Raw genomic sequence first — 23,346 nt, forward strand, 5'->3', positions numbered from 1 at the left:
TTACGGTAACCGCTTCAGGACGGCCCTGCGGTCCGTGCCCTTGCGCCATTGGCGGCTGCAATGACAGGCGCTAAAGCTCTCCTGCCGGGATTTGGTGTAGCGTCAGCCCGGAATCGGCGGAATGCATCGGAGACCGACATGTTCGACCTCAGCGGAATGACGGCATTGGTAACGGGTGGCAGCCGTGGTCTCGGCTTTGAAATGGCAAAGGCGCTCGCACGGGCAGGAGCAGCCGTCGCGATCAACGGCCGCAGTTCCGCCGCACTCGAGACGGCCCGTACCCAGGCTGCCTCGGAAGGCACCGCACTCGACATCGTTCCCGGCGACGTTTCGACGAATGCGGAAAAGATCGTCGCTGACGCCGCCGGCAGGACCGGCCAACTCGACATCCTCATTCACGCCGTCGGCGAGCGCGACCGGCGCGGCACCGACGTCATGGATCCTGCCGCCTTTGCCACCCTCGTCAACACGGACCTGACGTCAGCCTATGCGATGGCGCGGGCAGCACTTCTCTATTTCCGGCGATCCTCGTGCGCCCGGCTGATCTTCGTCACCTCGATCGCCGCCTCCGTCGCGCGGCCCGGCGACCCCGCCTATACCGCGGCAAAGGGCGGCCTCGATGCCCTCACCCGTTCATTGGCGGTGGAACTTGGATCGGCGACGCTGACGGTCAACGCGATTGCGCCCGGCTGGTTTGCAACCGAGACCAATGCCGCACTCGCCTCCGATCCCGCACTGCAGGCCTTCGTCGACATCCGAATTCCCTTGAAACGCTGGGGCCGACCGGAGGAGATCGCACCGGCCGCCGTGTTCCTGGCCTCGCCTGCCGCCAGCTTCGTCAATGGCATAACCTTGACGGTGGACGGTGGCATGACCGCGCAGATGTGAGCGTCATCGTAGACCTTTTCCCGTGCAGCGGCTGCTTTCGGAATTCGCCTTGGCGCTGTTGGGAATGCCTGTAGATCGACGCGGCAGCGCCGCAGTCTTTCCGGTTGATCGTCTTCACCACCGCTCGGAACCGGCCGCCAAGCCTTCGGCAAGCAGTGTAGCGAGGCTCGACGCCGGCTTGTCGGCTTTGGCCTTCAATCGCAAACTGAATTCCGCATTCGGCAATGCCGGGAGCGAAAGTGCCTGGGGTGCGACCGCGATCCCCTCTCCGAGAAACCGCGCCGTGCGCGCGGTAACGGCAATCCCGCTTCGCACGGCTGCGCGCAGACCCGAAAGGCTGGGGCTTGTCGCCGCGATGCGGTAGCGACGACCCGTCTCATCGAGGGCTGCCGTCGCGGCCGCGCGAAAACCGCAGGGCGGATCCAGCACCGCGATCGGCAACTCGCTGTCAGCCGTGGGCGGAGCATCCGATGACGATAGCCACAGCATCGGTTCGCGCAGAATGGCAAGTTCGTCGGGCGTCGGCCCCTCCCGCATGACGATCAGTACTTCGATCAGCCCCTGATCGTAGGCCGAAGTCAGTTCGCGGGATCGGCCGACCCTCAAGTCCAACCGCACACGCGGGTGGGTGCGCCCGAAGCGGCGCAAGAGATCCGGCAGATTGCTGTCGGCAAAATCCTGGGTGCAGCCGAGCGCCAGACGGCCGTCGGTGCTGGCACCCTTGAGGCTCAGCCATGCATCCCGGTGAACTTCGAGAATCCGGCGTGCATGAACGACCAATTCCTCCCCGGCCGGCGTGAGAATTCGCCCCCGGCCTGAGGGCGCGAGAAGTGGCTCGCCGATCATCGTTTCCAGGCGCTGCATCTGGGCGGTAACAGCCGAAGGCGTCCGCCCAACGGCCGCAGCCGCATTCGTAAGAGAGCCACTCTCGGCGAAAGCAAGAAAGGTACGAAGCAGATCGGGATCGAAGGCTTGCATTACTTCAATTTAGTCGAAGTTATGATATTAAACAATTCGATTTTTCCGAAGATAGGGACGTGGCAGATTGGGCTCACACACGAAACAGGAAGCCGAAAGGAACCACCCAATGCCCATCATCAACGTCACCGTCAGCGGCAAGCCGGACACCGCACTCTCGTCACGGATCGCCGCTTCGGTCAGCGAATTGACGGCAGCGCACCTGCGCAAGGATCCGACGATCACGGCAATCGTCGTCACCTATGCGGATCCGGAACACTGGTTCGCTGGCGGAAAGTCGCTTGCCGAACAGGATGCAAACAGCTTCTGGCTCGACATCAAGGTCGTCGACGGCACCAACACCAAGCAGGAAATGGCTGCTTATCTCGAAGCCATCTTCGGGCGCTTTGAACAATTGCTCGGACGGGTACACCACGAGAGCTACGTTCTCGTCCACGAAGTTGCGGCTGCCGCCTATGGTTATGGCGGCAAGACGCAGGAATTCCGCTACATCAGCGGTAGGCTGAAATCCGGCGATTGAAACTCTTTGTCACCACAAGGACAAAGCTCATGATAGCAAGCGCATCTCCCACGCAGTAATCGAAGAAACGGGCAGCGCGTGTGGCAAGTATCCCTGTCGATTGCCAAGTGAAAACGACGCAGCTCACCTCCGATGCATCTTATAGTTGCAAAAGCCGTGGCCAGGCAGCCAAACGCCCGAGGGCTCGCCCTCGACCGCTGGCGGCACCTTGACTTCAGGCCTTGCCGCCTCGCCGGGAGATGAGCGCGACGAGCGCCTCACGCATATCCGGTCAAGTCTTCGGAACCACGTCACATCGAGCTCGATCCACTTGGAACTGCAGGACGTTATCGGCGCGCTTGCCTAGAAGGACGAGCGAGATCCGAGCCAACTGATCGAAGCGATCGGCAGGCGGTTCCTTCCGCCGTTGATCGTGAAGGTCTCTGCATCGCCCTCGGCGGCCCACCGGTTGAAACCCGAGCGGTCCGACAGAAAGACTCGTCGGCGCCGATGCCAACGCGAAGCACCAGCCAGACGGCATTGATCGCCTATATGGCGGAGACGACAGGGCCACCGGCCGCAGCGCCAGCGGCCAAAGAAACACGGCTGGATATCAAGCTATCCCCTCGACCTGCTTCGCCAAAAACTTCAGGTCGGCGTTCTTCCGGCAGAAGAGGAAGCCTTGCGAGGCCCACGGGTCCGATGATGATGATGATCAGCAGGTTCTGCCAAGGGATGCCTCCGATCGCCGTCAGGATCAAAGCGCCGCCGCCGCTGATGACCGGGACGCTAACCTCTTTCGACTTCCACCACGGTGCATCGAGACTGAGAGGCATCACAAAAACGGGAATCTCCTCGGCAACCGGTACCACCTTGACCTCTGGCCCTGCAGCCACGCAGGCGTGAGCGCGACGAGAGCTTTGTGAATGTTGGATCGCGTCTTCGGGCCGACGTCACCGTCGACGTCGGGTCGTTGGTCAGCCTGGCACTGTCGGATGCTGTCGGCGCGATAGCCGCGAGAACGAGCGAGATCCGCGCCCGGCGGTCGCAGCGGTCAGCCGGGCCGTTTTAGCCGCCATTGATCTCCTTCGTGATGGTCTCGCCGTCGCCCTCATCGGCCCACCGGTTCAGCCCGCGGGTGTCCCAATAGAACAAGGGACAAGGCCTTCCCAAAGGTCAGCGTTGACCGCATCCAAATCTGTGACGAAGGCGGCGCGACACCAAACCGCGGAACTGGCGATCGTTGTCCTTGCCCGTCAACTGCGTGCCGGTTCGTCCACGGTAGAGGTAGTCGTCGCCGTCCTTCTCCTCGTGTTGCCAAATTCGGTTCGCGTATCGTAGCACTGCTGCGCCGGGGCCCGGCCCCAGATCTCGCAATCGTACCTGAAGTCGCCGCTTTCGTGCATCAACCTGCGCACAGGCGGTGCCCGAGTTGGCCTGTTCATCTCCGGTTTTGGTTGTCGTGATACAATCCACGAGTCAGATGCATCCAAGAGGAGTGAATCATGAGCCGAAATACCGTCCTCGGAATTATTCTCGCCGTGGTGGTGATCACCCTGGTCGTTGTTCTAATGCCAAAGAAGGAAGCGCCTACGGAAACTGCAACGCCGCCAGCAACGACGACTGAGCCGACGACATCTCAACCGTCGACGGCCACGCCATCGACAACTGAGCCGGCGACTACCCAGCCTTCAACAACGACCCCGTCGACGACAGCACCGGCAACCGCTGAGCCGTCAACGACCCAACCTTCGACGACCACTCCGTCCACTACGGAGCCGTCGACAACGGCACCGTCAACTACTCAGCCGTCCACGACGCAACCTTCAACTACGACGCCTGCTCAATAAGGCCTGGTGGCGACCACCCTACGCCTAGACAGCGGTCATTGGGTGGTCGCGCTTGCCCAGCCGGCCTCCATCTGTGGTCGAGTAATCATTCTAACCGCAACCAACAAACCTGTCGGAGAGGACGAAAAACTCCGAACGTCGCAATGACGAACCGCTGGAACGCCGAGAAGGCCCATCGTTGCTGCGGCACGATCCCCGTCGACAATGTGGCAAGCACAAAAATGTTCGCCTTGAAGAATAAGGCGCGTCGCAGTTCGGGATACGGTACATCCGTCAGCCGAGGCACGCAGTCGGGTTCAAGCCACAGATAAGCATGGAGGCTGTTCGGCCTGACACCACGCCTTTGTTTTTCAGAATGCCGGCCAAGACCGATATGGCTGCCAAGATGCCTAAAAGCATCCAGACAATGCTCTCAATCGTGGCTTTCGCGCTGTTGCGTTCCCTTATCTCGGCTCGGCTTGTCGCCGCCATCGCCGTTTCGCGGTCCTGGGTCACGGGGGGTTTCAGGCCGAGGTCCGGGATCGCTGGGCTTCTCTGGCCGTGGGCCCGGATCGCCAGGCTTTTCTTCCCTTGGTGGCTTTTCCTCACGCGGTTTTTCCTCGCGAGGCTTTTCCTGGACGGCGGGGGCCGATCGCACAGGGTTGGAGCGGTCGGTGTCATCGAACTTGGCCGCCCTTAATCCGCAGCCGCCCCCGGCCCAACCCAGCGCACCAGATAATCTCTGACCTCCGGAGAGGAACGGCAGCGCCTGGGCATTGCCCAGGGATTTCAACGTCGTGCGGCTGACCCGTTTCGGTTCGGTGGCTCGGCGGCCGGGCTTGGCGACGACGCAATCGCAGCGCTGCGTCAGCTGCCGGCAGCCGCCTGGACCGCAGAAATCCGCCGCGCCGCTGAGCAGCACCACCGCGGTGGTGCCATCCGGGCCGACAAAGAAGTCGAAGGCGGTGCCCCGCACCCCGATGGTGCCGGCCGGCGTGACGATTTCATAGGCGGAATTGCCGGATTTGCCGCTGATCCAGCGGAACGTGCCCTTGGCGGCCATGATGGTCAGCTTCTTCACTGACTTCTTGTCGTCATAGACGAACTTGTCGATGACGACGGAAGACCCCCAGCCGACGGCAAGCTTGGTGCCATCCTCGAAGACAAACTGCCCGAGCCCGGACTTCGATGTCGATATCCGTTCGTTCTTGTAGACAGGGTCTCTGACCGCAATCGCACCCCGCGCACCGTTGACCGCTGTCCGGATCTCCACTATCATCGGAAACATCATCATGGTGCGCAGCAGGCGCTGGCCGTGGGTCGCCTTGTTGACAAGCAAAGCCAGAGTGCAGCCGTGCGCAACGCCGTTTGGGGGGCGACGGTTTTTGACGGAAAACATCGGNGATGTCGATATCCGTTCGTTCTTGTAGACAGGGTCTCTGACCGCAATCGCACCCCGCGCACCGTTGACCGCTGTCCGGATCTCCACTGCCTTGCCGACTGGTTCGGCGGCAAAAAGGGACATCGGACCAAGGACCACGGCACAAAGCCCAAGCGCGGCACCACGCAAGCAGAACATGGTACGCCTCCAACGCGTTATTGTTATCATATTTCAAAGATTTACGTCTTCTAGCGAAATTGAGGTAAGAGACACCATCGCGTAACCCTATGGGGTGTAGCCGACGATCACTCGCAGCAGACGTAACCAACGCCGACAGCGAATTCGGTGCGTCCTTTTCTGACTTTCTAGGTGCTGTAACAGCAGGCACCAGCTTGGAAAATGCGCGCGCCATGGCTGAGGAAGCCTTGGCGCTGCATATCAACGGCCTAGTCGCTGATGAGGAGGCTACTCCCGAACCTTCATCTTTAGATGCCGTGATGGCCGATCCCGGAAATATAGAGGGAGTTGCGATACTAGTTGTGCATAAGGCTGAGGCGAAAAAAATTGGTCCGCGTAAAGGGCATATCGACCCCTTCGCTGAGGCTCACGGACTGACCCGATCTTGGTTCCCGGCAAAAGCCGCCAAACGAGAAATGGAACTGGCGGCGGCGTGAGGTCATAAAACTCGAGGCGCCCCTCGCGTTCTTCTTTGCCAACCTCAAGCCATATCGACCCAATTCGGGTAGAGCCATATCTGCCAAGCGGCTTTGAGGCCACGCGAAAGAATTCCCAAACCATGTGATGATCCTTTTTGTTTAGAATAGAAGACCCCGCTCAATTGCGGGCCAAGATCAATGCAGCGTGAGGCGAGAGGCATCGCTCTGCGACGAGCGGCAGGGCCGTGGCATTTGGCCACAGCCTCTCGAAACCCCCGATGTGATCGCGTATCTCAAACGCCCTGGCCACAACCGCCAGCGAGCGTGAGATTTTTCATGAAGCAGCGCGATACACGGAAATACGACCAGCAACTTGGATTGATCGTTTTGGCAGCCTTCCTGGCCGTCCTCCTCATTCAGGGCGCCATGCTGTTCCTATCGATTTGGCTTGGTGCGTAGCAGCAGCGCGTGCATCCCGCTCAAATTTACCTCTTCGCTAGGAAAAACGAGCCACTACCCCGGCATGGCATGATGCCGGCTAGGGGAACGTGATGGGCTACGTCTGGAGTGGCGGGCGCGGGCGCCGCATGGAGATTGCGCGATATGGAACGCCCCTCGTGCTGGTGATCAATCGAGGTGAATCACGGGTCCCCACGAAATAGCAAGAGAGGCATGGAGCCTTGCAACTCGTCACCTCGCGCGGGGGGAACGCCATCCGACCATGATGATTGGCCAGGCTATTTCCCTGGACCGCCAACGCTGTTCGAAAGTCGAATTTTGTTGCGAAAGCAGCGAAGTAGTTAGTGCGATCCGGGCGCGTAAGAGGAGAAAAGGCCCCGGATTCCCACAAGGTAATCCGCGGCCTTCTGCCCGAGCATTCAATTTCTGCAGACGTCTAAAATCAGCGCCATTCCCTCGCAGAACGCAACCAAATCGATTGCAATTGCGCGCCAGACGAGGGCCGCTTGGACTGTTAGTTGCCGAGATCCGCGGCACGGTGCATGGCGATTGCGCCGGTATTCGCCACTCGCAGCGGCTGACCGACGATACCAAAGAACTTTGAGATGTCCGTCGTCAAGTGGCGCGACACATAGATGATGTCGCGGTTGTTGACCGGGAACGTTTGTCCGACCAACAGGCTGTCTGGACGGCTCATGTCTAAGCGGTAGACAAGCGGCACTCTCCCATGGCTGTCGGGCCGCATTCCCTTCTTAAGCATCGCTTCATATCGAGATCTACCGAGCAAGGATGCTGCTATCTCTGCTTCTTCATATCTGAATACGAAGACCCCTTCGGCGTCTGTCGCGAGATCGTTACCGCCCCTGCTCATGCCGAGCGCCTCAATGAGACTGAGATCTCGAGAGCCAAAGGCCTGCCGCTTGTTGGATTTAACAGCGCCCAGAACCGTAAACTGCCGAGGGTCGCGAACCAGGGTTATCTCGTCACCGGATTGAACCCAGATGTTTTCTGTAGGATTGTCGATGAGCGCGCTCATCAAGACGGTGCCAGATTTGTTCCCTCGGGTTACAGTGACAAATGTGTCATAGGTCTCACCGCGTACACCTCCCGCTTTCGTGATTACGTCAGTGAGCTTCTCGCCTGCCAGGCTGAGCGGAACGACAGAAGCAGCGTTGACCGCGCCGGTGACCGTGACGTTGCGCGATGCGGTGTCCAGCGAAGTGACAATGACGTCAGGCTCGACGGCCTTGCCTTTGAGCGCCTCAACGATCGCTCGTCTCGCTTGTTCAAGGGTCAGTCCCGCAAACCTGACCTCGCCGACGTAGGGGATTGCGGCTTTCCCATCCGGTTGAACGACCACAGATATCTTAGCGGCTTTCGACTTAGAGGTTGAGAACAGGCCATCGGCCCCAGCTTCAAATATCGAGACCACGAGGCGGTCGCCTATCCCGACAGTCGCGCTTTCCGGCCTTCCACCCATACCTAGGCGCTTTGAGAGCGTCGTCTTTGAATAGGCTGAAATTAGGCTGGCCGATCGATTATCGACGTCAACGACCTCATAGACCGTCGCGTCATTGCGGTGGAGCTCTTCAGGTGACTTGCCGGCGTCTGAAAGGATAGCATCAGTTAGCGGCCCCGCTCCAGGAACCACGTCCTGACAGGATGTAAGTGCTGAAACGAGAAACAGGGCAACAAGAATGCACTTCAAGCTAACTTTCCCTTTAGAAGGCGGGGCTTCCCGGTTGAGCGTTCGACTTCGCAGACGCGGCATTGATGCGCCAAAGACCGACGCGGTTTCAAGCATTTTCATTACTGATCTGGCAAATTGAGTGCACGCGGGCGCCGCATGATGACCGCGCGATATGGAACGGCCGTCGCGCTGGCGCCGTTCAGTGCTCGGTTGTTCTAGCTTCCAAGCGATCGAGGCGGCGGCGAACGCACGCCACCTGACGACGCTTCGGTAACGACCTACCGCCGGAACCCTCTGCTCTCCGCCGATCATCGCCTGCAAAGGCCGGGCGCTGAGAAGTGTCTCCCGGTCCATGCCGACTTTGCTGCCATACTTGTCCAGCTGTCGCCAACCTCCTGAGCGGTGACGACGCATCGGGTCTTCCTGGTTCATCCAGTGTTGAAGAAAAATTGAAGTGCAAGGGCCCTTTCGCCGTGCTCTAACCATTGCGATCGCCAATCGCCCGGAAAAACTGAGGACCTGCCGGTGGATTTCGAACGGATCGGACGCGCCCGCCTGATGATGCGGCTCCCTCATCATCGAAAGAAGCTCGCGGAGAGTGAATTCCTCGCCCTTACCAGCCTGATCGAAAACTACGGCGCGGCAGTGATTGAAAATAAAGAACACGATTGCCAGGCAATTGAAGAAAAAGTCGATCGACTTCTCTCGTCGCTTTTCTCCTGACTTTGGTTTGGGTATGCCGCTTTCCCGGTCAGGCAAAATAACTTATTTTAGCTTTATCTTATACTTTGATAAATAGCCGGCAGGAGGGCATCCATGGGGCTTGGCGGGACAACGATCAGAGCCGAATTTCTGGGCAACTATTCTGTCGCGTCCCTCGATCCCCTTCTGGGGGTCTTCGAGCTATCAACTTCGACGGATACGACGATCGAGGTGCTGCTGGACCGGTACAGCGCGGAGGCATTGCTGTCGGCCCTCGCGCAGCTCCTGGCGCAGGGAGAGGTATCGGAGTTTGATGATGGGATGTGAAGGGTTTGTTCGACGATGTGCGCTACCATCCAGACGAGGCGTGACGCCGGCTGGAGGATGGTGATGGGCTATGATTGGAATGGCGCTCGCGGGCGCCGAATGAAGATCGCGCGGTTTGGAACGGCCGTCGCGCTCGCGGCCCTACTGTTTTCGGTCGTGGCCCAAGTGGTGGGGCGAACGATATAGGGAAAGTAGATGGATGCTCTGGGCGGTTGGGATGATCGCAGGGCGCGATTGCGGAGTTGCTACCGCGAAGACCGAGTCCTAAAGACAACGCAAGATGGCTGCCCGCGACGGAAAACGGCAAACCGGTGTCGCAGAGCCAATGGTCGCCGGTGAGCCGCCGCTCAATCGAAGCCCCGTCAACGGAACGGAAGTATCGGTCCAGCGCCGTCTCATCTATCGGTATCGCGTCAATCGCAACGCGATACCTCCGTATAGACCTCGCGGGCGTCAGAACCGGACGCGCGCACCGACTTTCGCACCAGCCGCCTGCGAACCGTCGCCCTCGATGTTGAAGAGCAGCGAGAAGTCGAGGTCCCAGTTGTCGTTGTTGCTGAGCGCGAGCCCGGCCGAGACCCGGCCAAACAGGCCTTCGCCATCGAGCGACGCAAAGCCGACATCCGCGCCGACCGTCGGCGACAGGATCAGGCCGTTTTCCAGTTCCAGCGTCCGCTCGACATCAAGACCGATGCTGAAGCGGGCTTGCTCCTCGATGAACCCCTTGAGGTCGATCGTCTCTCCGAGCGCGTTCCTGGCGGTGTAATCGTCGACCTCTTCGTTAAAGTAGACGGCCCTGAGCTTCGGGGTGAGCACCGTGATCTCGTCGAGCTGCCACTCGCCGGTCAGCTTGACGTCCGCCATCCAGCGGGTCGTGTCGAAGGTGCCGGTGAAGATACCGGTATCGATGTCGTTCGAGGAGCCGCCATAGAGCAGGTTGGCATCGAGGAACACACCTTGTCCGATTTCGAACGACGCATAGGGACCGGCAAGCCAGCCATTGCCGGTCAGTTCGGCGTCCTCGTCGGTCGGGTCGCTCGTGTAGTCGTAGTGGAACGACAGGCCGACCAGCGCCCGCTCGCTGATCAGGTAATCGGCGCCGATCGAAAACAGGGCGAAGTTGCCCCACTTGTCACTATCGTCGTCCTTGTCCTTGTGGAACAGAAAGCTGCCATCCATCCAGACGTCGAAGGGCTGGTCGGTCTTCACGAAGGTTTGGCCGGCAGCCGCCGCGTCGGCTGCGTCGCGCGCCGCCTGGATCTGCGTGAGGCTGGTGGAAAACCCAAGGCGCGCGCCATTCTCCGATGGTGTGACCGCCGTCGTCACCGGATCGGTGCTCATCGCCGCCCGTCGCCGCTCGATCAGCCCCGGAACCTTGACCGTCGACGACAGCAGGCTCTGCCGGTTGCGCACGAAATCGCGTACCAGGCCGTCGATCTCTTCCCCGGCTGCGACACGGTCCAGTGCGATCTTGTAGGTGACAGTTCCAGCACCCGACGTACCGAGTGCGCTTCTCAAGGTGTAGCTAACCACCGCCGAACCGGAATAGGAAGGATTGGGCGTGAACTTCAGATAATAGCCGACCGGCGTAAAGCTGCCGGCGGCTGCAAGCTCGCCTTCGATGATCTCGGCTGTGCCAGCGATCGGCGGCGAGACCGAGGCGACGGCGGCACTGGTGAACGGACCGCCGGTGGCACCGGCGTTGAGATAGACGTTGTTCGGTGTCGTGCCGGCGGGCACGTCGACGACGATGCTGGGCGCCGTCACCGCACGCGGGTTGAGTTTGAGCGTATAGACCGCCGAACCGCTGGCGCCACGGCTGTCGACGACGCCAATGGTGAAGCGATAGGTGTCGGGCACCGCATCCGCGGCCAACGGCCCGGTCAGTTCGCCGGTCGAGACATTGAGCACCATGCCCTTTGGCAAAGTGCCGCTCTTGACGCTGTAAACCAGGGCGCCGGTGCCGCCGCTTGCGGAAATCGGCGCAGAATAGGCCTCACCGACCATGGCATCCGGAAGGCGGCCGGCCGCCGGGCTGAAGACGATGTTGGCCGAGACGACGGCAATGCGATAGCTCGCCTGCCCCGTCGCCCCGTTGGCGTCCGTCGCCGTCACCGTGAAGGCGAAGTCGCCGTCGGCGCCCGGTCGCCCGGAGATCGCGCCGCTGACTGGATCGAGCGTCAGCCCGCCCGGCAATGCCCCGGATGTAACCTGATACAGATAGGGTGCCGTGCCGGCGCTGGCCGTCAGGCTCTGGCTATAGGAAACCCCGGCGACGGCGGCCGCAAGCGTGCCACCGGTCGGAGAAAGGACGAGCACCGGCGGCGAGACCGTCACCGTGACGGTTGCCGGCGTGGATGTGCCAGTCGCATTCGTCGCCGTGTAGGTGAAGCTGTCGGTGCCGGAATAGCCGGGTTGGGGTGTATAGAGGATCTGCAAGCCGGACACCGACGCATTGCCGCGCGGCGGCGGGCTTGCGATCGCGAGCGATGCGGCTGCACCGCCCGAAATGCTGGGCGAGATGACGTTTGCCGTCGAGTTTGCGGCAACCGTAAGCGCAACCGCACCGGCCGACGGCGCCTCAACCGCCACTGCCAAGCTATAGGTGACAGAGCCGGTCGCGCCGTTCGCGTCGGTCGCCTCGATCGTGAAGTTGAAGTTGCCGTCCACCGTCGGTGTGCCCGACAGGCGGCCGTTGGCCGCGAGCGTCAGGCCAGGCGGCTGCGAACCGGTGATCGCGTAGCTGTAAGGCCCGGTTCCACTGGTCGCCGAAATCGTCTGATCGTAGGGCTGGGCAACTGTCGCCCCGGGAAGCGGTCCCGGAAGGGGCGAAAAGGCGAAGATCGGTGGAGACACCGTCACCGTGACTGTCGCCGGCGCCGATGTCCCGGTCGCGTTCGTTGCGGTGTAGCTGAAGGTGTCAGTACCGGAGAAACCCGCGGCGGGCGTATAGTTGAACGACGTTCCAGCCACCGTGGCAGTGCCGTGTGATGGCGCGGTAGTGACGGTTACGGAAGCCGCAGCGCCACCGGAAAGATTGGGCGCAATGACATTCGCCGTCGAGTTGGCGGCAACCGTCTTCGTCGTTGCTCCGGCAATCGGCGCTTGCACCCGAATAATCAGGCTGTAGCTGCCGCTGGTCCCGGTCGCACCATAGGCATCGGTGGCCGCGATCGTGAAGGTGAAGGTACCGTCCTCGTTCGGCGTGCCCGAAAGAACGCCCGACGACGCCAGCGAAAGCCCGCCCGGCAAGGCGCCACTCGCGATCGCGAAGCTATAGGGCGATGTGCCATCCGTGGCCGTGAAGCTCACGCTATAGGCGGTCGCCACGGTTGCAACCGGCAGTGAGCCCGCAGCCGGTGAAAAGGCAAAGATCGGCGCCGAGACCGCGAACGACTGGCTGACACTGGGTGCCGCCAGATAGGCGCCGTCGCCGGCCTGTGAGACCTCGATGGTGCAGGTGCCGCCGTTGCGGAAGGTTGCCGCACCGCTTGAAGTGACGACGCAGACGCTGGGCGTCATGGATTGCCAGGCCACAGGGAGCCCGGAACTGGCGCTCGCAATCAGGTTCACCGGCGTCGTATAGTTCTGAGGTCCGGGATTGGAAAAGATGATCGTTTGCGGCCCCTTCGGGGTGACAGAATTGGAGGCGCCGGACGCGAGCCCCGTACCAGTGCTGTTGGCAGCCGTCACCGTGAACGTGTAGCCGGTGCCATTCGTCAGGCCGGCCACCGTGAGCGGGCTCGCGGGGCCTGTCTCGGTCAGGCCGCCGGGGCTGGCTGTGACGGTGTAGCCGGTGATCGGCGCACCACCAGTATTGACCGGCGCGGCAAAGGAGACCTCGGCCGAGGCGTTGCCGGCCGTGGCTACAACGCCGGTCGGCGCGCCCGGCGCAATCGCGTTGACCACGAACGATCGGCTAACCTGCGTTGCCGGCAGATAGGTACTGTCGCCGGGCTGGTCGGCGTTGATGGTACAGGTGCCGATCGATACGAAGGTCAGAAGTCCAGCGGGACTGATCGTGCAGACCGCCGTCGTCGACGAGGTGAAGTTCACTGTCAGGCTTGAGTCCGAACTCGCCGTCAGGGTCGGCGTCGTGCCGAAGTTCTGGGCACCCGGATTGGCAAAGGTGATCGTCTGGATCGTGCGCGGCGTCACCGCGTTGGAGGCGGCCGACGCAGGGCCAGGACCGGCGTTGTTTTCAGCGACGACCGTGAACGTATAGCTCGTGCCGTTCGTCAGCCCGGTGATGACCACCGGACTGGAGGTGCCGTCTCCCGTCAAACCGTCCGGGCTCGATGTGACAACGTAGCGCGAGATCAGCGCCCCGCCGTTGCTCGAGGGCGCAACAAAGGCAACCATAGCCTGGCTGTCGCCAGCCGTCGCAACAACTCCCGTCGGTGCCGCCGGAGCAACCGCATTCACTATGAAGCTCTGGCTTACCCGTGGCGCAGCCTCAGTGGCCGCGTCACCGGTTTGATCTGCGTGAATTGTGCAAGTACCCATGGATTGGAAGGCCAATTTACCGCCAGGATCGATTGTGCACACACCTGCTGTCGCGGAGGTGAAGCTGACGGGCAAGCTGGAACTCGCAGTTGCCGTCAAGGTGGGCGTCGTACCAAAAGTTTGGGAACCGGGGTTGGCAAACGTTATCGTCTGCGGCGCTTTCGGCGTCACGGCGTTGGAAGCACCGGAAGCGACACCCGTCCCGGCAAGGTTGGTTGCTGCGACCGTAAACGTGTAACTCAGGCCGTTGGTCAAGCCAGTGACGTCGATCGGGCTTGACGGTCCCGTCGCGGTTACGCCGCCTGGGCTCGCTGTAACTGTGTAGCCTGTAATCGAGCTGCCACCGTTAAAGGCAGGCGCAGAGAAACTCACACGTGCGCTAGCATCATTCGCCATCGCCGCGGGCCCAGTCGGAGCATCAGGAGCGATGGCAACGACATTGATGCTGTAACTTTCGCTGGCCGTCCGGCTATGCATGTCGGTGGCCGTGATGGTGAAGCTGAAGGCTCCCGCAACCGTTGGCGTCCCGGTGATTGCGCCGCTTGCAGACGCAAGGCCGAGACCGGGCGGCAGTGTGCCCGATGCTAAGGAGTAGGTTACCGTCCCGAGCCCGTTTACGGCGGCAATCGACGTGTCGGAGTAAGCCGTCCCCGCCGTCGCTGCCGTCAACGCGCCGCCCGCGGGCGTGAGCGTCATCGGTGGCGCGGAAATCGCGATGCTGTAGGCGGCCGACGCCGAACCGGCGGTCGAGCCTGTCGCTGTGATCGTGAAATTTTTGGTACCGTATCCGGCCGCCGTCGGCGTACCGGCAATCGCCCCAGCCGAACTCAGACTGAGGCCGTCTGGAAGCGAGCCCGCCGTCACCGTATAGGTGAACGTCCCCAATCCGCCGCTAGCAGAGATCGACGCACCCGGGTAGACGACGTTCACGTCGCCACCGACAAGGGCCCCACCCGCCGGCGTCAGCACCACCGGTGGGGCCGCGATGGTGATCGAATAGGCCTTGGAATCGGTGCCGACGTTCGCAGCCGTGGCCGTCACCGTGAAAGGCGCGGAACCATAGGCGTCAGGAAGCGGCGTTCCGGTGATCGCGCCCGTCGAGGGATTGATGGTGAGCCCTGCCGGTAAGGCACCTGCCGACACCGAATAGGTGATCGCACCGACACCCCCGGTCGCCGAAATCGAGCTGTTTGAGTAGGCAACGCCCACCGTTCCCCCTGACAAGGCGGTGTTGTTTGCCGGCGTCAGCACTACGGGGGGCGCACTGACGGCAATGGAGTAGTTCGCGGTGGCCGAGCCAGAGGTCGCCGCCGTCGCCGTGACGGTAAAGTTTGCAGTCCCGATCGCGGCAGCGGTGGGCGTCCCGCTGATTGCGCCCGTCGTCGTGTTTAAGGCGAGACCTGCGGGAAGCGAACCCGCGGTCACCGCGTAACTGATTGCCCCGGCCCCCCCGCTCGCCGAGATCCCTTGCGAATAGGCGCTGCCAACCGTTGCGGCAGGAAGCGCGCCGCTCGCCGGGCTGAGCGCCACTGGCGGGAAGGAATTGATGGTGGTGGTAAAATTCTGCGCCACGAAATGGACGCCACCGGTCGAGATCGTCGTGCTATCCTGGATTTTTATCTTGAAGTTGAAGCTTCCTGCCGTCGTTGGTGCGCCAGACAGTTGCCCGCTCGTTGAAAGGCTTAATCCGGTCGGCAAGGTGCCTACGTCCAGAGTATATGTATACGGCGGCGTACCGCCGGACGCAGAAAAATGGACGCTGTAGGCGGCCCCTACTCCGCCGTCCGGTAGACTATCCGGGGTAACGTCAATCACGGGTGCCGCGATCGTCGGATTGTAGCTTTTGTCGTAGGTATGCGCCGTCGGCGTGGTGGAATCGGTCACTCGTACTATGAAGTTATAGGGGCCCGAGCCGGTCGGCGTTCCGGATATGACCCCGGCAGCCGAAAGCGTCAGGCCAGGTGGCAGCGTCGTCCCACCGCTGAGCGCATAAGTATAGGGACCAGTGCCGCCGGTGGTGTTGAGTGTCTGAATGTAAGCCGCACCAATGACAGGTGTCGGCATATTTGCCGGCGTCACGGTCAACGGTGAGCTCGATGGCGCAACCGTCACGTTAAATGTGACTGGCGATGAGGGGCTTTCATCATAGACGACGAAGCTGTCAGAGGTCGCCCCGTCTCCGTTGTTGGTGTAAATAAGGGCGTTCGTATTGGTGGGCATACCGAAGGTTAGACTGCCGTGGGACGGGTTGGTCACAGCCGGCTGGATAAAGCCCCACTCCGAGCAGGTGATGACACTTGTCCCGCCGGACTGCACTGTCACGTTCTGGGTTGTTCCGCAAAGACCAGCCTGCGCCGAAGACACAGGCACCATCGCCACCACGAAAAGGAACGTGAGGAAAAAAAAGAACAGCGCAATGTAACCGCGCCTGGCGCCTGCCCGACCAAAGATCTCTTGAAACATGTCCTGCCCCTGTACGCACTGCGCGCTTCATGGACGCGGGTCCATCGCCACGATCAGTCCTTCCCAACCCCAGCCACTGCTTGACACGAAAATTCGAGTCACACAACCAGGACTAGTGCGACTTATGCGGGAATTCAAACAATAAAGAGTCCGCACACCCCCCTTCCCAAGATACGCGTTATGAGGGAGAGTGCGAAGAAGGCGCAAACTAGAGTCGTTGAGATTTATCGGAAGGGGCAGCGATGACCGAGGTCTATGTCGGGCAGATCATGATGACCGGATTTGGTTTTGCGCCGAAGGGCTTTGCTCTCTGCAACGGTCAGGTGATGGCAATCGCCCAGAATCAGGCCCTGTTTTCCCTGCTGGGCACATTCTACGGTGGCAACGGCACGACAAACTTCATGCTACCAAATTTGCAAGGCCGCGCGCCTGTGTCCTACGGCAATTCTGTCGATCCAAGCTGGCAACCTACCACCGCGATGGCGGAGATTGGAGGCGTGGAGACCGTGACATTAAATACGCAGCAGATCCCCTCTCATCTCCATCAGGGTAATGGAACGACGACCGTTGGAGATCAACGTGCGCCGTCGCTCTTCGGTACGACAACTCTGCCGATTTACGCGCAACCCGGTGGGTCTGAGGTCCCTCTATCGTCCCAGAGCATCGCGCCTGCGGGCGGTGGGCAGCCGCACGCGAATATGCAACCCTTCAACGTCATCAACTTCTGCATCGCGCTGTCGGGCGTCTACCCGTCGCGCAACTGAACTCAGCCACCGGAGGTAAGCATGAGCACTCCCTATGTCGGGGAAATACGGATATTCGGGTTCCCCCGGGTTCCCACCGGTTGGCAGACCTGCGACGGTTCGCTGCTTTCGATCGCGGAATATGAGATGCTTTACACGCTGCTCGGGACCACCTACGGCGGAGACGGCCAGTCAACATTTCGTGTGCCTGACCTACGCGGCCGCGTGCCGATGCACTGGGGCACGGGTCAGGGCCTGACGACGCGGGTGCTCGGTCAGATTGCTGGCACCGAAAACGTGACACTGGTCAGCACCCAACTCCCACCGCATGGCCACCCGATAGTCGCAACGACGGCCACAGCGGACGCGACGGCGGTCGGGCCGACTGTCATGTTAGGAGCGGTTGCCAGCGACACACTCTACGCAACGGACGTGAGCGGCCTGACCGGGCGCGGGACGTCGCCGAATTCGACCAGCCCCACAGGCGGCAGTCAGCCTCATGACAACACGATGCCGACGCTGACGACGCACTTTTGCATTGCATTATACGGAATCTTTCCGCAGCAAAGTTGATTCGGGCCTGTATTTCACAGTAAGGGGATAAGAATGACAGAGCCTTTCATTGGTGAGATCCAGCTCTTCAGTTTCAATTACGCACCCTATGGCTGGGCACTCTGCAACGGACCGTTGATGCCCATCCAGCAAAATACCGCGTTGTTCTCGCTCATCGGCACGTCGTATGGCGGCAACGGTCACAGCAATTTCCAGTTGCCAAACTTTGCAGGACGCGCACCCTGCAATCAGGGCACGGGTCCAGGTCTTACGCCCCGGACGATCGGAGAGGTCTTCGGGACGCAGAATGTTACACTGCTTTCAACCGAAATGCCGGCACATACGCATTCACTGACGGTCTACAATCAGACTGACGGGACGAAAAGAGCAAGTACGCCTTCAGCCGGAAACTCACTCAGCCTGCCAACGCAGCATACGGTCATGGCGGTGAATACTGCCCAGCCGGATGCCCAGTTTGCTCCCCCCATGATCGGTCTGTCGGGTGGAAACCTCCCGCATGAAAACCGCCAGCCCTACCTGGGTGTAAATTTCTGCATCGCGCTTAACGGCGCCTTCCCCTCGTTCGGGTGAAACCCTACGCTGACATTTTCGCGGTCGATTTTCAGATCCGGTCTGATCCACCTCGTTTGGGGGTGCAGGGCATGTCCCTGCGTCATGCCGCGTCAGTGGATGCGCCATTCTTGCTCGAGCTCTACTCGTCGTTTCGCGCGGACGAACTGGCGGCCGTTCCATGGTCGCCTGAGCAGAAGCAGGTCTTTCTCGAACAACAATTTATCGCCCAGCATCGCCACTACCGGTCGGTCTATCCGGACGCGGACTATCTCGTTGTCGAAATCGGAGACAAGCCGGTCGGCCGGCTCTATCTGGACGCCGAAAAGGAGCGCTGGCTCATCGTCGATATCGGATTTTTGCCTGAGTGGCGCCGCCAGGGCAAAGGCACAGCCTTACTGACGGCTATTCAGCGTGAGGCCGCAACCTCAGAGGCGTGCGTTCTCACCTTGCATGTCGAGCAACGAAACTTTCGAGCCCAAGCGCTTTATCAGCGCCTTGGATTTCGGGGCATCAACGATGTCGGCTCGCATATCAAGATGGAGTGGTCGCCCGGCGATTTCGACGAAGCGGAGCCCCGCTGACCGCCCACTTCAGCGTCAATTGAAAACGGCCTGGTAGACAATACCCTGCTTGTCGCGGGCAACCGGCACGAGAAAAATGTCCAGTGCGCCGAGCGACGCATTTTTAAGCCGGTAGATCTGTTGCGGCAGCACGATCGCTGAACCGCTGCGGAAGATCAGCGAAAAGGGCGCGCGAAGCATGCCCGGCAAGATCGGCGTCGTACCGGGTGTGGCTTCCGCAAGTGTCAAAGGCACCGTGCTCTCACCAAGGGACAGATCGAACGCCTGACCGACGCAACCCGCGAAATGTTGAAGCGTCAGCAGTTCCATGCGCAGATCCCCTCGATGATTCCCGTTTGGGTCGTTTCCGGCGTTTCTACACCATGGAAGTTGAACAAAAAAGTCTCAAGGGCGAGGAATGGCACGCACCATGCTTGCAGCAAGAGGACGCCAATAGCGCGATCGCCCCCACTCCGCAGCAGGCGAGCATCGCGCCCGCTCTGCCATCGAGATCACTGCAGCAGTCGCGCGAGTCCGGCTCGAAGGTCGGTCACGCAGCGATAGGCCAGTTTTGCGTGGAGCGCTTCGACGCACCCCCGCGAGCGCCTGACTTCACCCGAAAGGCCGTCGATATAGGTGATATCCGAGCGGCTGCCGGTTTCCTCGATCATGATCCGCGCAAGGTCGCTGATCGATGTCTCGACGCCGCTGCAAACATTGACGATGCGCGCGCCCGTGTCCCAGCGGCCAAGCGCGTGCAGCACAGCCTCCACAACGTCGTCCACATGGACGAAATCACGGGTCTGACGGCCATCCCCATGGATGGTGATGTTTTCACCGCGCTCCAGCCGTTCGGCGAACTTGGCGATCACGCCGGAATAGGGAGACGATGGATCCTGCCCCGGCCCGTACACGTTGAAGAAACGCAGACCCAGGCTCGATATGCCGTAGACCTCATAGGCAGACCGCGCGTGAAGTTCGCAGGAAAGCTTGTCCGCACCATAAGGCGACAACGGAATGCAACGTCCGGCTTCCGAAAGTGGCAATTCCTGGCTTGCCCCGTAAACCGCAGCCGATGAGGCATAGACAAGCGGAAAATGAGCCCCGGAGTGGGCAAGTTCCTCGATGATCGTGAGGAACCCCGTTATGTTGATTGCGTGCGATGACGTCAGTTGCCGCTTGCAACGCTCGACCGAGGAGATCGCCGCCAAATGGATACAGGCATCCACATTGGCGAGCGCGCGGCGCACGGCGTCGCGGTCGAGCACCGACCCCTCAATGAAGATCGCAGCCTGCGGGATGTTTTCTCGCTTTCCCGAACTCAGATCATCAAGGACGGTCACGTCATAGCCAGCCTTAATGAGCCGACGGACCAGGTGCGCGCCAATGAAGCCGGCTCCACCGGTAACCAGTATCCTTTTCAAGTCGTTTTCCCTCGCGACACCTCATCGCGATCGGAGGCGCCTGGATCTTAAGTGTAGGTGGATTCCTGAGCCGCCCAGCCGACCGTGGAGCGCGACCGGCACTCGGCCAGTGAGTCCGCGACCGGACCTTCCGTCTGTGTTGCAATCTTCCTTGTCGCCCAGACGCCGTCAAGGCTCCTGCCTCCAGGTTTACCGTTTCGCAGAGACTTGAGAAGGAACAAGGCTAAGGCTTGCGCTCGATAACCTATCGCGAGAGCATCAGGGCGACGGACAGCCCAGGATCAGTCTTCAACCTCCGATCCGGAACCGACGCGCATCAGCAGCGTGAACGTGCCGCCGGCACCCACTTGGAAAAGCGTGCCCCCGTTTTTGCGCTTCTCGTTCGTGCGGTCATGATCAGCAGGCTTCCGGCGCCGCACAGATTGGATCGAATGTTCGACCGGCCGATCGGATCTGCGCGGCAGAGAAGTAACTCCTGTTGAGAATGGTCGCGGGTCTGTCGAAACCGTCGACGGTCGTTTCAAACAGTTTCTTCCTGGCGACCTCAAGGCCAGAAGCTTCAGGCACGGCTTCCGCCCAGTGGGGGTGAGGCGCGCCAGCGGTTCTTCACTCGGGCACCGTTATTTCGCGACACAATATGAGACGGCTCTGCAACATGAGCAGAGCGCCCGACCCAAACGGCATCGCCCGGCTACTGCGGGAGGCTCAAATGTGCGCCCCACTGCTAGCTACTGGTCCAACGATCCATCCAAGAATTGAACATCAGGATCGTCCAGAGGTGAGGTCCCCAATCACGCTTGCCCGTTAGATGCTCTTTCCAACGCGCCTCGATCAGTTCCGAGCGAAATACACCGTCGCGACGCAGCCGAGATGGAGATAGGGTTTCGCTCGCCCAGGCACGCAGCGGACCGCGCAGCCAAGCATTAAGCGGGATGCCGAACCCGCGTTTCGGTTGATTCATGAGTTTTTCTGGCAACCGCCGCGCCAGCAGTTTGCGTAGCGCGAGCTTGCCTTGCCCCTGCGAAAAGCAGAGGGCCCGCGGCGCACGCCAAGCCAGTTCGACAAAACGGTAGTCGAGAAGAGGTGCGCGCATTTCAAGGCCGACAGCCATCGAAGCGCGGTCCAACTTAACCAGGATATCGTCCGGGAGATATGACACCATATCCCGATACATCATCCTGTCCACGGGATTGAGGGCAGCCGGAATTCGCTTGGACGACATTGCGGTGGGTGGTTCATGTCCGCCGATGACGACATCGGTCGCATCCGGCCACTGAGAGACGAAATTCAAGTATCGGTCGTCAGTATCATGGATCTGAAGCAGCTCGGCCAGCCGCTTCATGCGACTGCCGGTGGCCTCGTCCCGCAAGGCTGCGGGAAGAGCGCGGCTGCCAAGTGGCGCTGCGACATCAAGCAACCACCCCGGAGTGAATTTCACGGCTCGAAGGGCAATCGGGGGCGCCATTTTCGCCAGACGATCAAACGTCAACATTCGTTGATATCGCTTGTAACCGCCGAAAAATTCATCGCCACCGTCCCCCGAAAGTGCAACCGTTACGGTCTGTCGCGCCAGTTTCGAAACCAACAGAGTCGGGATCTGCGATGGATCGGCGAAAGGCTCGTCATAAACATCAGGCAGGTCGGATATCAGCTTGAACGCAATCTCCGGTTCGGCGGTAATTTCCGTGTGATCCGTCTTCAGGTGGCGAGCAACAGCCGACGCAGCATCCGCCTCGTTATACTGTTCTTCCATGAAACGAACCGTATAGGTCTTAACGGGAGAGGTAGAGACTTCCTGCATCACAGCCGACACCAGCGAGGAATCAACGCCACTGGAAAGCAGCGCACCTACCGGCACATCCGACACCATGCGCTCGCTAACGGCTGTCTTCAGACAGTTGTCGAGTAGTTCCAAGGCTTCCTCTTCGGATTCGATCGGACGCGCATATCCACGTTCGGCCACATCAAACGCGTCCCAGTAGAGCTTCGTCGAGGCGAGCACCGCGGCAATTGAGGACGGAGGTTCGTCAACAGAGATGCTGACCGTCGATCCATGCGGCAATTTGAATATGTTACGAAAGATCGAGTAGGGAGTGGGAACGTAGTTGTACCGCAGGTACAATGCGACTGAGCCGCGATCAATTTCCGGCGAGCGGAACGACGGATGTCGCCTGATACTCTTCAGCTCGGATCCGAAGACGACTGCCTCACCGGACAATCCGATGTAAAGGGGCTTCTTGCCAATCCTATCGCGGGCAAAGATGACTTTGCGCTCGACGCTGTCATAGAGAGCGAAGGCGAACATCCCATTACAGCGCTTGAGCGTGTTTTCCAGACCATATAGCTCGACCGCTTCGATAAGAACCTCCGTATCGGAGTGGCCGCGAAATCGAACTCCCCGCGTCTCCAGTTCGGCCCGAAGCCCAAGAAAGCCATAAATCTCGCCATTGTAGACAATCGAATAACGCCCGCTGGCGGAGTGCATTGGCTGCGCTCCTCCGGGCGAGAGATCAATAATCGACAGCCGACGATGGCAAAGGCCGACATGCCCGTCTTCAGCCAGCCAGATCCCGCCGGCGTCGGGACCGCGATGGGCAAGTGCCTCCGCCATTGATCGCAGCGTGGCGTTCGATCTTTCCTGCTGGCGTCCCGCGTAGTTTATGAGGCCTGCAATTCCGCACATCACTGGTCCCTCACCGAATGGTCATTCTTCTGATAGCGTCATGGATGCGATTTGCATTCGTGCGCGCTACGAGCGTTCGCCCCGTTCGCCGATTAGACTCAAGAGACACCCGATGCGTCAGGCGCAGGATCGTTTGGGCGCCGGTAGAGGCTTGCCGACACCGGGCACCTCGCCACTCGATCCGTAACATGTGCGGGCTAAGTCCTTGAACTTTCTTCAAACGAAGCGAAAAACACGACACGTCGCCGATATCCGCAGCCGCTCGACAAGTCGAGTGCTCGTCACCATGTACCGCGCACATCCTGCATCCGTCCTTGACTTCCGCGGGGACGTTCCAAACCCGTAAGAACTATTCATGAAACAAACCATGCCGCCGCCGGCCATGAGAGCTTTAAACATAAAAACCTTAGTTAAGTATCCGACCGACAATAAT

18 protein-coding genes and 1 pseudogene are annotated in these 23,346 nt (G+C 60.5%); 10 read left to right on the forward strand and 9 right to left on the reverse strand.

The genetic code is table 11. The features are described 5' to 3' along the window. Positions 1-138 precede the first annotated feature (138 nt). Entirely contained in the window at positions 139-888 is a 750-nt protein-coding gene (locus ASD63_RS12480) for an SDR family oxidoreductase (RefSeq protein WP_034800261.1), read from the forward strand. Positions 889-1,002: 114 nt separating this feature from the next. Here the strand turns inward: ASD63_RS12480 and ASD63_RS12485 are convergent, their stop codons facing one another. Continuing rightward, a complete protein-coding gene (locus tag ASD63_RS12485) occupies positions 1,003-1,866 on the reverse strand; it encodes a LysR substrate-binding domain-containing protein (RefSeq protein ID WP_034800263.1) in 864 nt (287 codons plus the stop codon). Positions 1,867-1,975: 109 nt separating this feature from the next. Here ASD63_RS12485 and ASD63_RS12490 point away from each other — a divergent pair, with 109 nt between their 5' ends. Further along, positions 1,976-2,386, forward strand: coding sequence for a 4-oxalocrotonate tautomerase family protein (locus tag ASD63_RS12490; protein ID WP_034800266.1), 411 nt, complete (start codon positions 1,976-1,978; stop codon positions 2,384-2,386). 123 nt (positions 2,387-2,509) lie between these two features. Here ASD63_RS12490 and ASD63_RS36760 read toward each other — a convergent pair. The 3 genes and pseudogenes from ASD63_RS36760 to ASD63_RS12505 all read right to left on the reverse strand — a co-directional run. After that, positions 2,510-2,836: pseudogene (locus ASD63_RS36760) on the reverse strand (glycoside hydrolase family 19 protein); the annotation flags it as partial. Between the two features lie 77 nt (positions 2,837-2,913). Beyond that, a complete protein-coding gene (locus ASD63_RS36115; protein ID WP_244497237.1) occupies positions 2,914-3,237 on the reverse strand; it encodes a hypothetical protein in 324 nt (107 codons plus the stop codon). Between the two features lie 1,390 nt (positions 3,238-4,627). Beyond that, the gene (locus ASD63_RS12505) at positions 4,628-5,488 is read right to left on the reverse strand and encodes a FecR domain-containing protein (RefSeq protein ID WP_082572874.1); all 861 of its coding nucleotides are present in this window, start codon (positions 5,486-5,488) and stop codon (positions 4,628-4,630) included. Between the two features lie 374 nt (positions 5,489-5,862). Between ASD63_RS12505 and ASD63_RS12510 the strand changes: the two genes are divergently transcribed. Both ASD63_RS12510 and ASD63_RS36615 read left to right on the forward strand, forming a co-directional pair. After that, complete coding sequence (locus ASD63_RS12510) at positions 5,863-6,249, forward strand: type II toxin-antitoxin system HicB family antitoxin (protein WP_060529395.1); 387 nt, start codon at positions 5,863-5,865, stop codon at positions 6,247-6,249. Between the two features lie 318 nt (positions 6,250-6,567). Next, complete coding sequence (locus ASD63_RS36615; RefSeq protein WP_255381107.1) at positions 6,568-6,690, forward strand: hypothetical protein; 123 nt, start codon at positions 6,568-6,570, stop codon at positions 6,688-6,690. A 514-nt stretch (positions 6,691-7,204) separates the two neighbouring features. On the opposite strand, the gene ASD63_RS12515 is transcribed toward ASD63_RS36615, so the two are convergent. Next, positions 7,205-8,398, reverse strand: a complete 1,194-nt coding sequence (locus ASD63_RS12515) for a polysaccharide biosynthesis/export family protein (protein ID WP_051659411.1) — start codon at positions 8,396-8,398, stop codon at positions 7,205-7,207. A 507-nt stretch (positions 8,399-8,905) separates the two neighbouring features. Between ASD63_RS12515 and ASD63_RS12520 the strand changes: the two genes are divergently transcribed. Further along, positions 8,906-9,103 carry a hypothetical protein gene (locus ASD63_RS12520; protein ID WP_060529396.1) on the forward strand — a complete coding sequence of 66 codons (198 nt, stop codon included), beginning with the start codon at positions 8,906-8,908 and terminating at the stop codon, positions 9,101-9,103. A 93-nt stretch (positions 9,104-9,196) separates the two neighbouring features. Further along, positions 9,197-9,409: a hypothetical protein gene (locus tag ASD63_RS12525; protein ID WP_060529397.1), complete on the forward strand. Its 213-nt coding sequence runs from the start codon at positions 9,197-9,199 to the stop codon at positions 9,407-9,409. Positions 9,410-9,862: 453 nt separating this feature from the next. On the opposite strand, the gene ASD63_RS12530 is transcribed toward ASD63_RS12525, so the two are convergent. After that, the gene (locus ASD63_RS12530) at positions 9,863-16,378 is read right to left on the reverse strand and encodes a putative Ig domain-containing protein (RefSeq protein ID WP_082572861.1); all 6,516 of its coding nucleotides are present in this window, start codon (positions 16,376-16,378) and stop codon (positions 9,863-9,865) included. A gap of 242 nt (positions 16,379-16,620) precedes the next feature. Here ASD63_RS12530 and ASD63_RS12535 point away from each other — a divergent pair, with 242 nt between their 5' ends. The 4 genes from ASD63_RS12535 (at position 16,621) to ASD63_RS12550 (ending at position 18,827) form a co-directional block, all read left to right on the forward strand. Continuing rightward, the gene (locus ASD63_RS12535; RefSeq protein WP_060529399.1) at positions 16,621-17,142 is read left to right on the forward strand and encodes a tail fiber protein; all 522 of its coding nucleotides are present in this window, start codon (positions 16,621-16,623) and stop codon (positions 17,140-17,142) included. A gap of 21 nt (positions 17,143-17,163) precedes the next feature. Further along, positions 17,164-17,694 (forward strand): tail fiber protein, encoded by a 531-nt coding sequence (locus ASD63_RS12540; RefSeq protein ID WP_060529400.1) that lies wholly within the window; start codon positions 17,164-17,166, stop codon positions 17,692-17,694. Between the two features lie 33 nt (positions 17,695-17,727). Next, a complete protein-coding gene (locus tag ASD63_RS12545) occupies positions 17,728-18,264 on the forward strand; it encodes a tail fiber protein (protein ID WP_060529401.1) in 537 nt (178 codons plus the stop codon). 71 nt (positions 18,265-18,335) lie between these two features. Next, positions 18,336-18,827, forward strand: coding sequence for a GNAT family N-acetyltransferase (locus ASD63_RS12550; RefSeq protein WP_082572862.1), 492 nt, complete (start codon positions 18,336-18,338; stop codon positions 18,825-18,827). Positions 18,828-18,842: 15 nt separating this feature from the next. Here the strand turns inward: ASD63_RS12550 and ASD63_RS12555 are convergent, their stop codons facing one another. The 3 genes from ASD63_RS12555 to asnB form a co-directional block, all read right to left on the reverse strand. Next, a complete protein-coding gene (locus tag ASD63_RS12555; RefSeq protein WP_060529403.1) occupies positions 18,843-19,136 on the reverse strand; it encodes a hypothetical protein in 294 nt (97 codons plus the stop codon). A gap of 182 nt (positions 19,137-19,318) precedes the next feature. Further along, positions 19,319-20,230 carry an NAD-dependent epimerase/dehydratase family protein gene (locus tag ASD63_RS12560; protein ID WP_060529404.1) on the reverse strand — a complete coding sequence of 304 codons (912 nt, stop codon included), beginning with the start codon at positions 20,228-20,230 and terminating at the stop codon, positions 19,319-19,321. Between the two features lie 724 nt (positions 20,231-20,954). Further along, entirely contained in the window at positions 20,955-22,913 is a 1,959-nt protein-coding gene (gene asnB, locus ASD63_RS12565) for an asparagine synthase (glutamine-hydrolyzing) (RefSeq protein ID WP_060529405.1), read from the reverse strand. Between the last annotated feature and the right edge of the window lie 433 nt (positions 22,914-23,346).

The sequence above is a fragment of the Ensifer sp. Root558 genome, assembly GCF_001427045.1.
Taxonomy (GTDB): domain Bacteria; phylum Pseudomonadota; class Alphaproteobacteria; order Rhizobiales; family Rhizobiaceae; genus Ensifer; species Ensifer adhaerens.

Excerpts from the sequence above, each read along its gene's own strand:
- ASD63_RS12480 (WP_034800261.1), top strand. The coding sequence starts at position 139 with ATGTTCGACCTCAGCGGAATGACGGCATTGGTAACGGGTGGCAGCCGT.
- ASD63_RS12485 (WP_034800263.1), bottom strand. The coding sequence starts at position 1,866 with ATGCAAGCCTTCGATCCCGATCTGCTTCGTACCTTTCTTGCTTTCGCC.
- ASD63_RS12490 (WP_034800266.1), top strand. The coding sequence starts at position 1,976 with ATGCCCATCATCAACGTCACCGTCAGCGGCAAGCCGGACACCGCACTC.
- ASD63_RS12505 (WP_082572874.1), bottom strand. The coding sequence starts at position 5,488 with ATGATGATGTTTCCGATGATAGTGGAGATCCGGACAGCGGTCAACGGT.
- ASD63_RS12510 (WP_060529395.1), top strand. The coding sequence starts at position 5,863 with ATGGGGTGTAGCCGACGATCACTCGCAGCAGACGTAACCAACGCCGAC.
- ASD63_RS36615 (WP_255381107.1), top strand. The coding sequence starts at position 6,568 with ATGAAGCAGCGCGATACACGGAAATACGACCAGCAACTTGGATTGATC.
- ASD63_RS12525 (WP_060529397.1), top strand. The coding sequence starts at position 9,197 with ATGGGGCTTGGCGGGACAACGATCAGAGCCGAATTTCTGGGCAACTAT.
- ASD63_RS12530 (WP_082572861.1), bottom strand. The coding sequence starts at position 16,378 with ATGTTTCAAGAGATCTTTGGTCGGGCAGGCGCCAGGCGCGGTTACATT.
- ASD63_RS12535 (WP_060529399.1), top strand. The coding sequence starts at position 16,621 with ATGACCGAGGTCTATGTCGGGCAGATCATGATGACCGGATTTGGTTTT.
- ASD63_RS12540 (WP_060529400.1), top strand. The coding sequence starts at position 17,164 with ATGAGCACTCCCTATGTCGGGGAAATACGGATATTCGGGTTCCCCCGG.
- ASD63_RS12545 (WP_060529401.1), top strand. The coding sequence starts at position 17,728 with ATGACAGAGCCTTTCATTGGTGAGATCCAGCTCTTCAGTTTCAATTAC.
- ASD63_RS12550 (WP_082572862.1), top strand. The coding sequence starts at position 18,336 with ATGTCCCTGCGTCATGCCGCGTCAGTGGATGCGCCATTCTTGCTCGAG.
- ASD63_RS12555 (WP_060529403.1), bottom strand. The coding sequence starts at position 19,136 with ATGGAACTGCTGACGCTTCAACATTTCGCGGGTTGCGTCGGTCAGGCG.
- asnB (WP_060529405.1), bottom strand. The coding sequence starts at position 22,913 with ATGTGCGGAATTGCAGGCCTCATAAACTACGCGGGACGCCAGCAGGAA.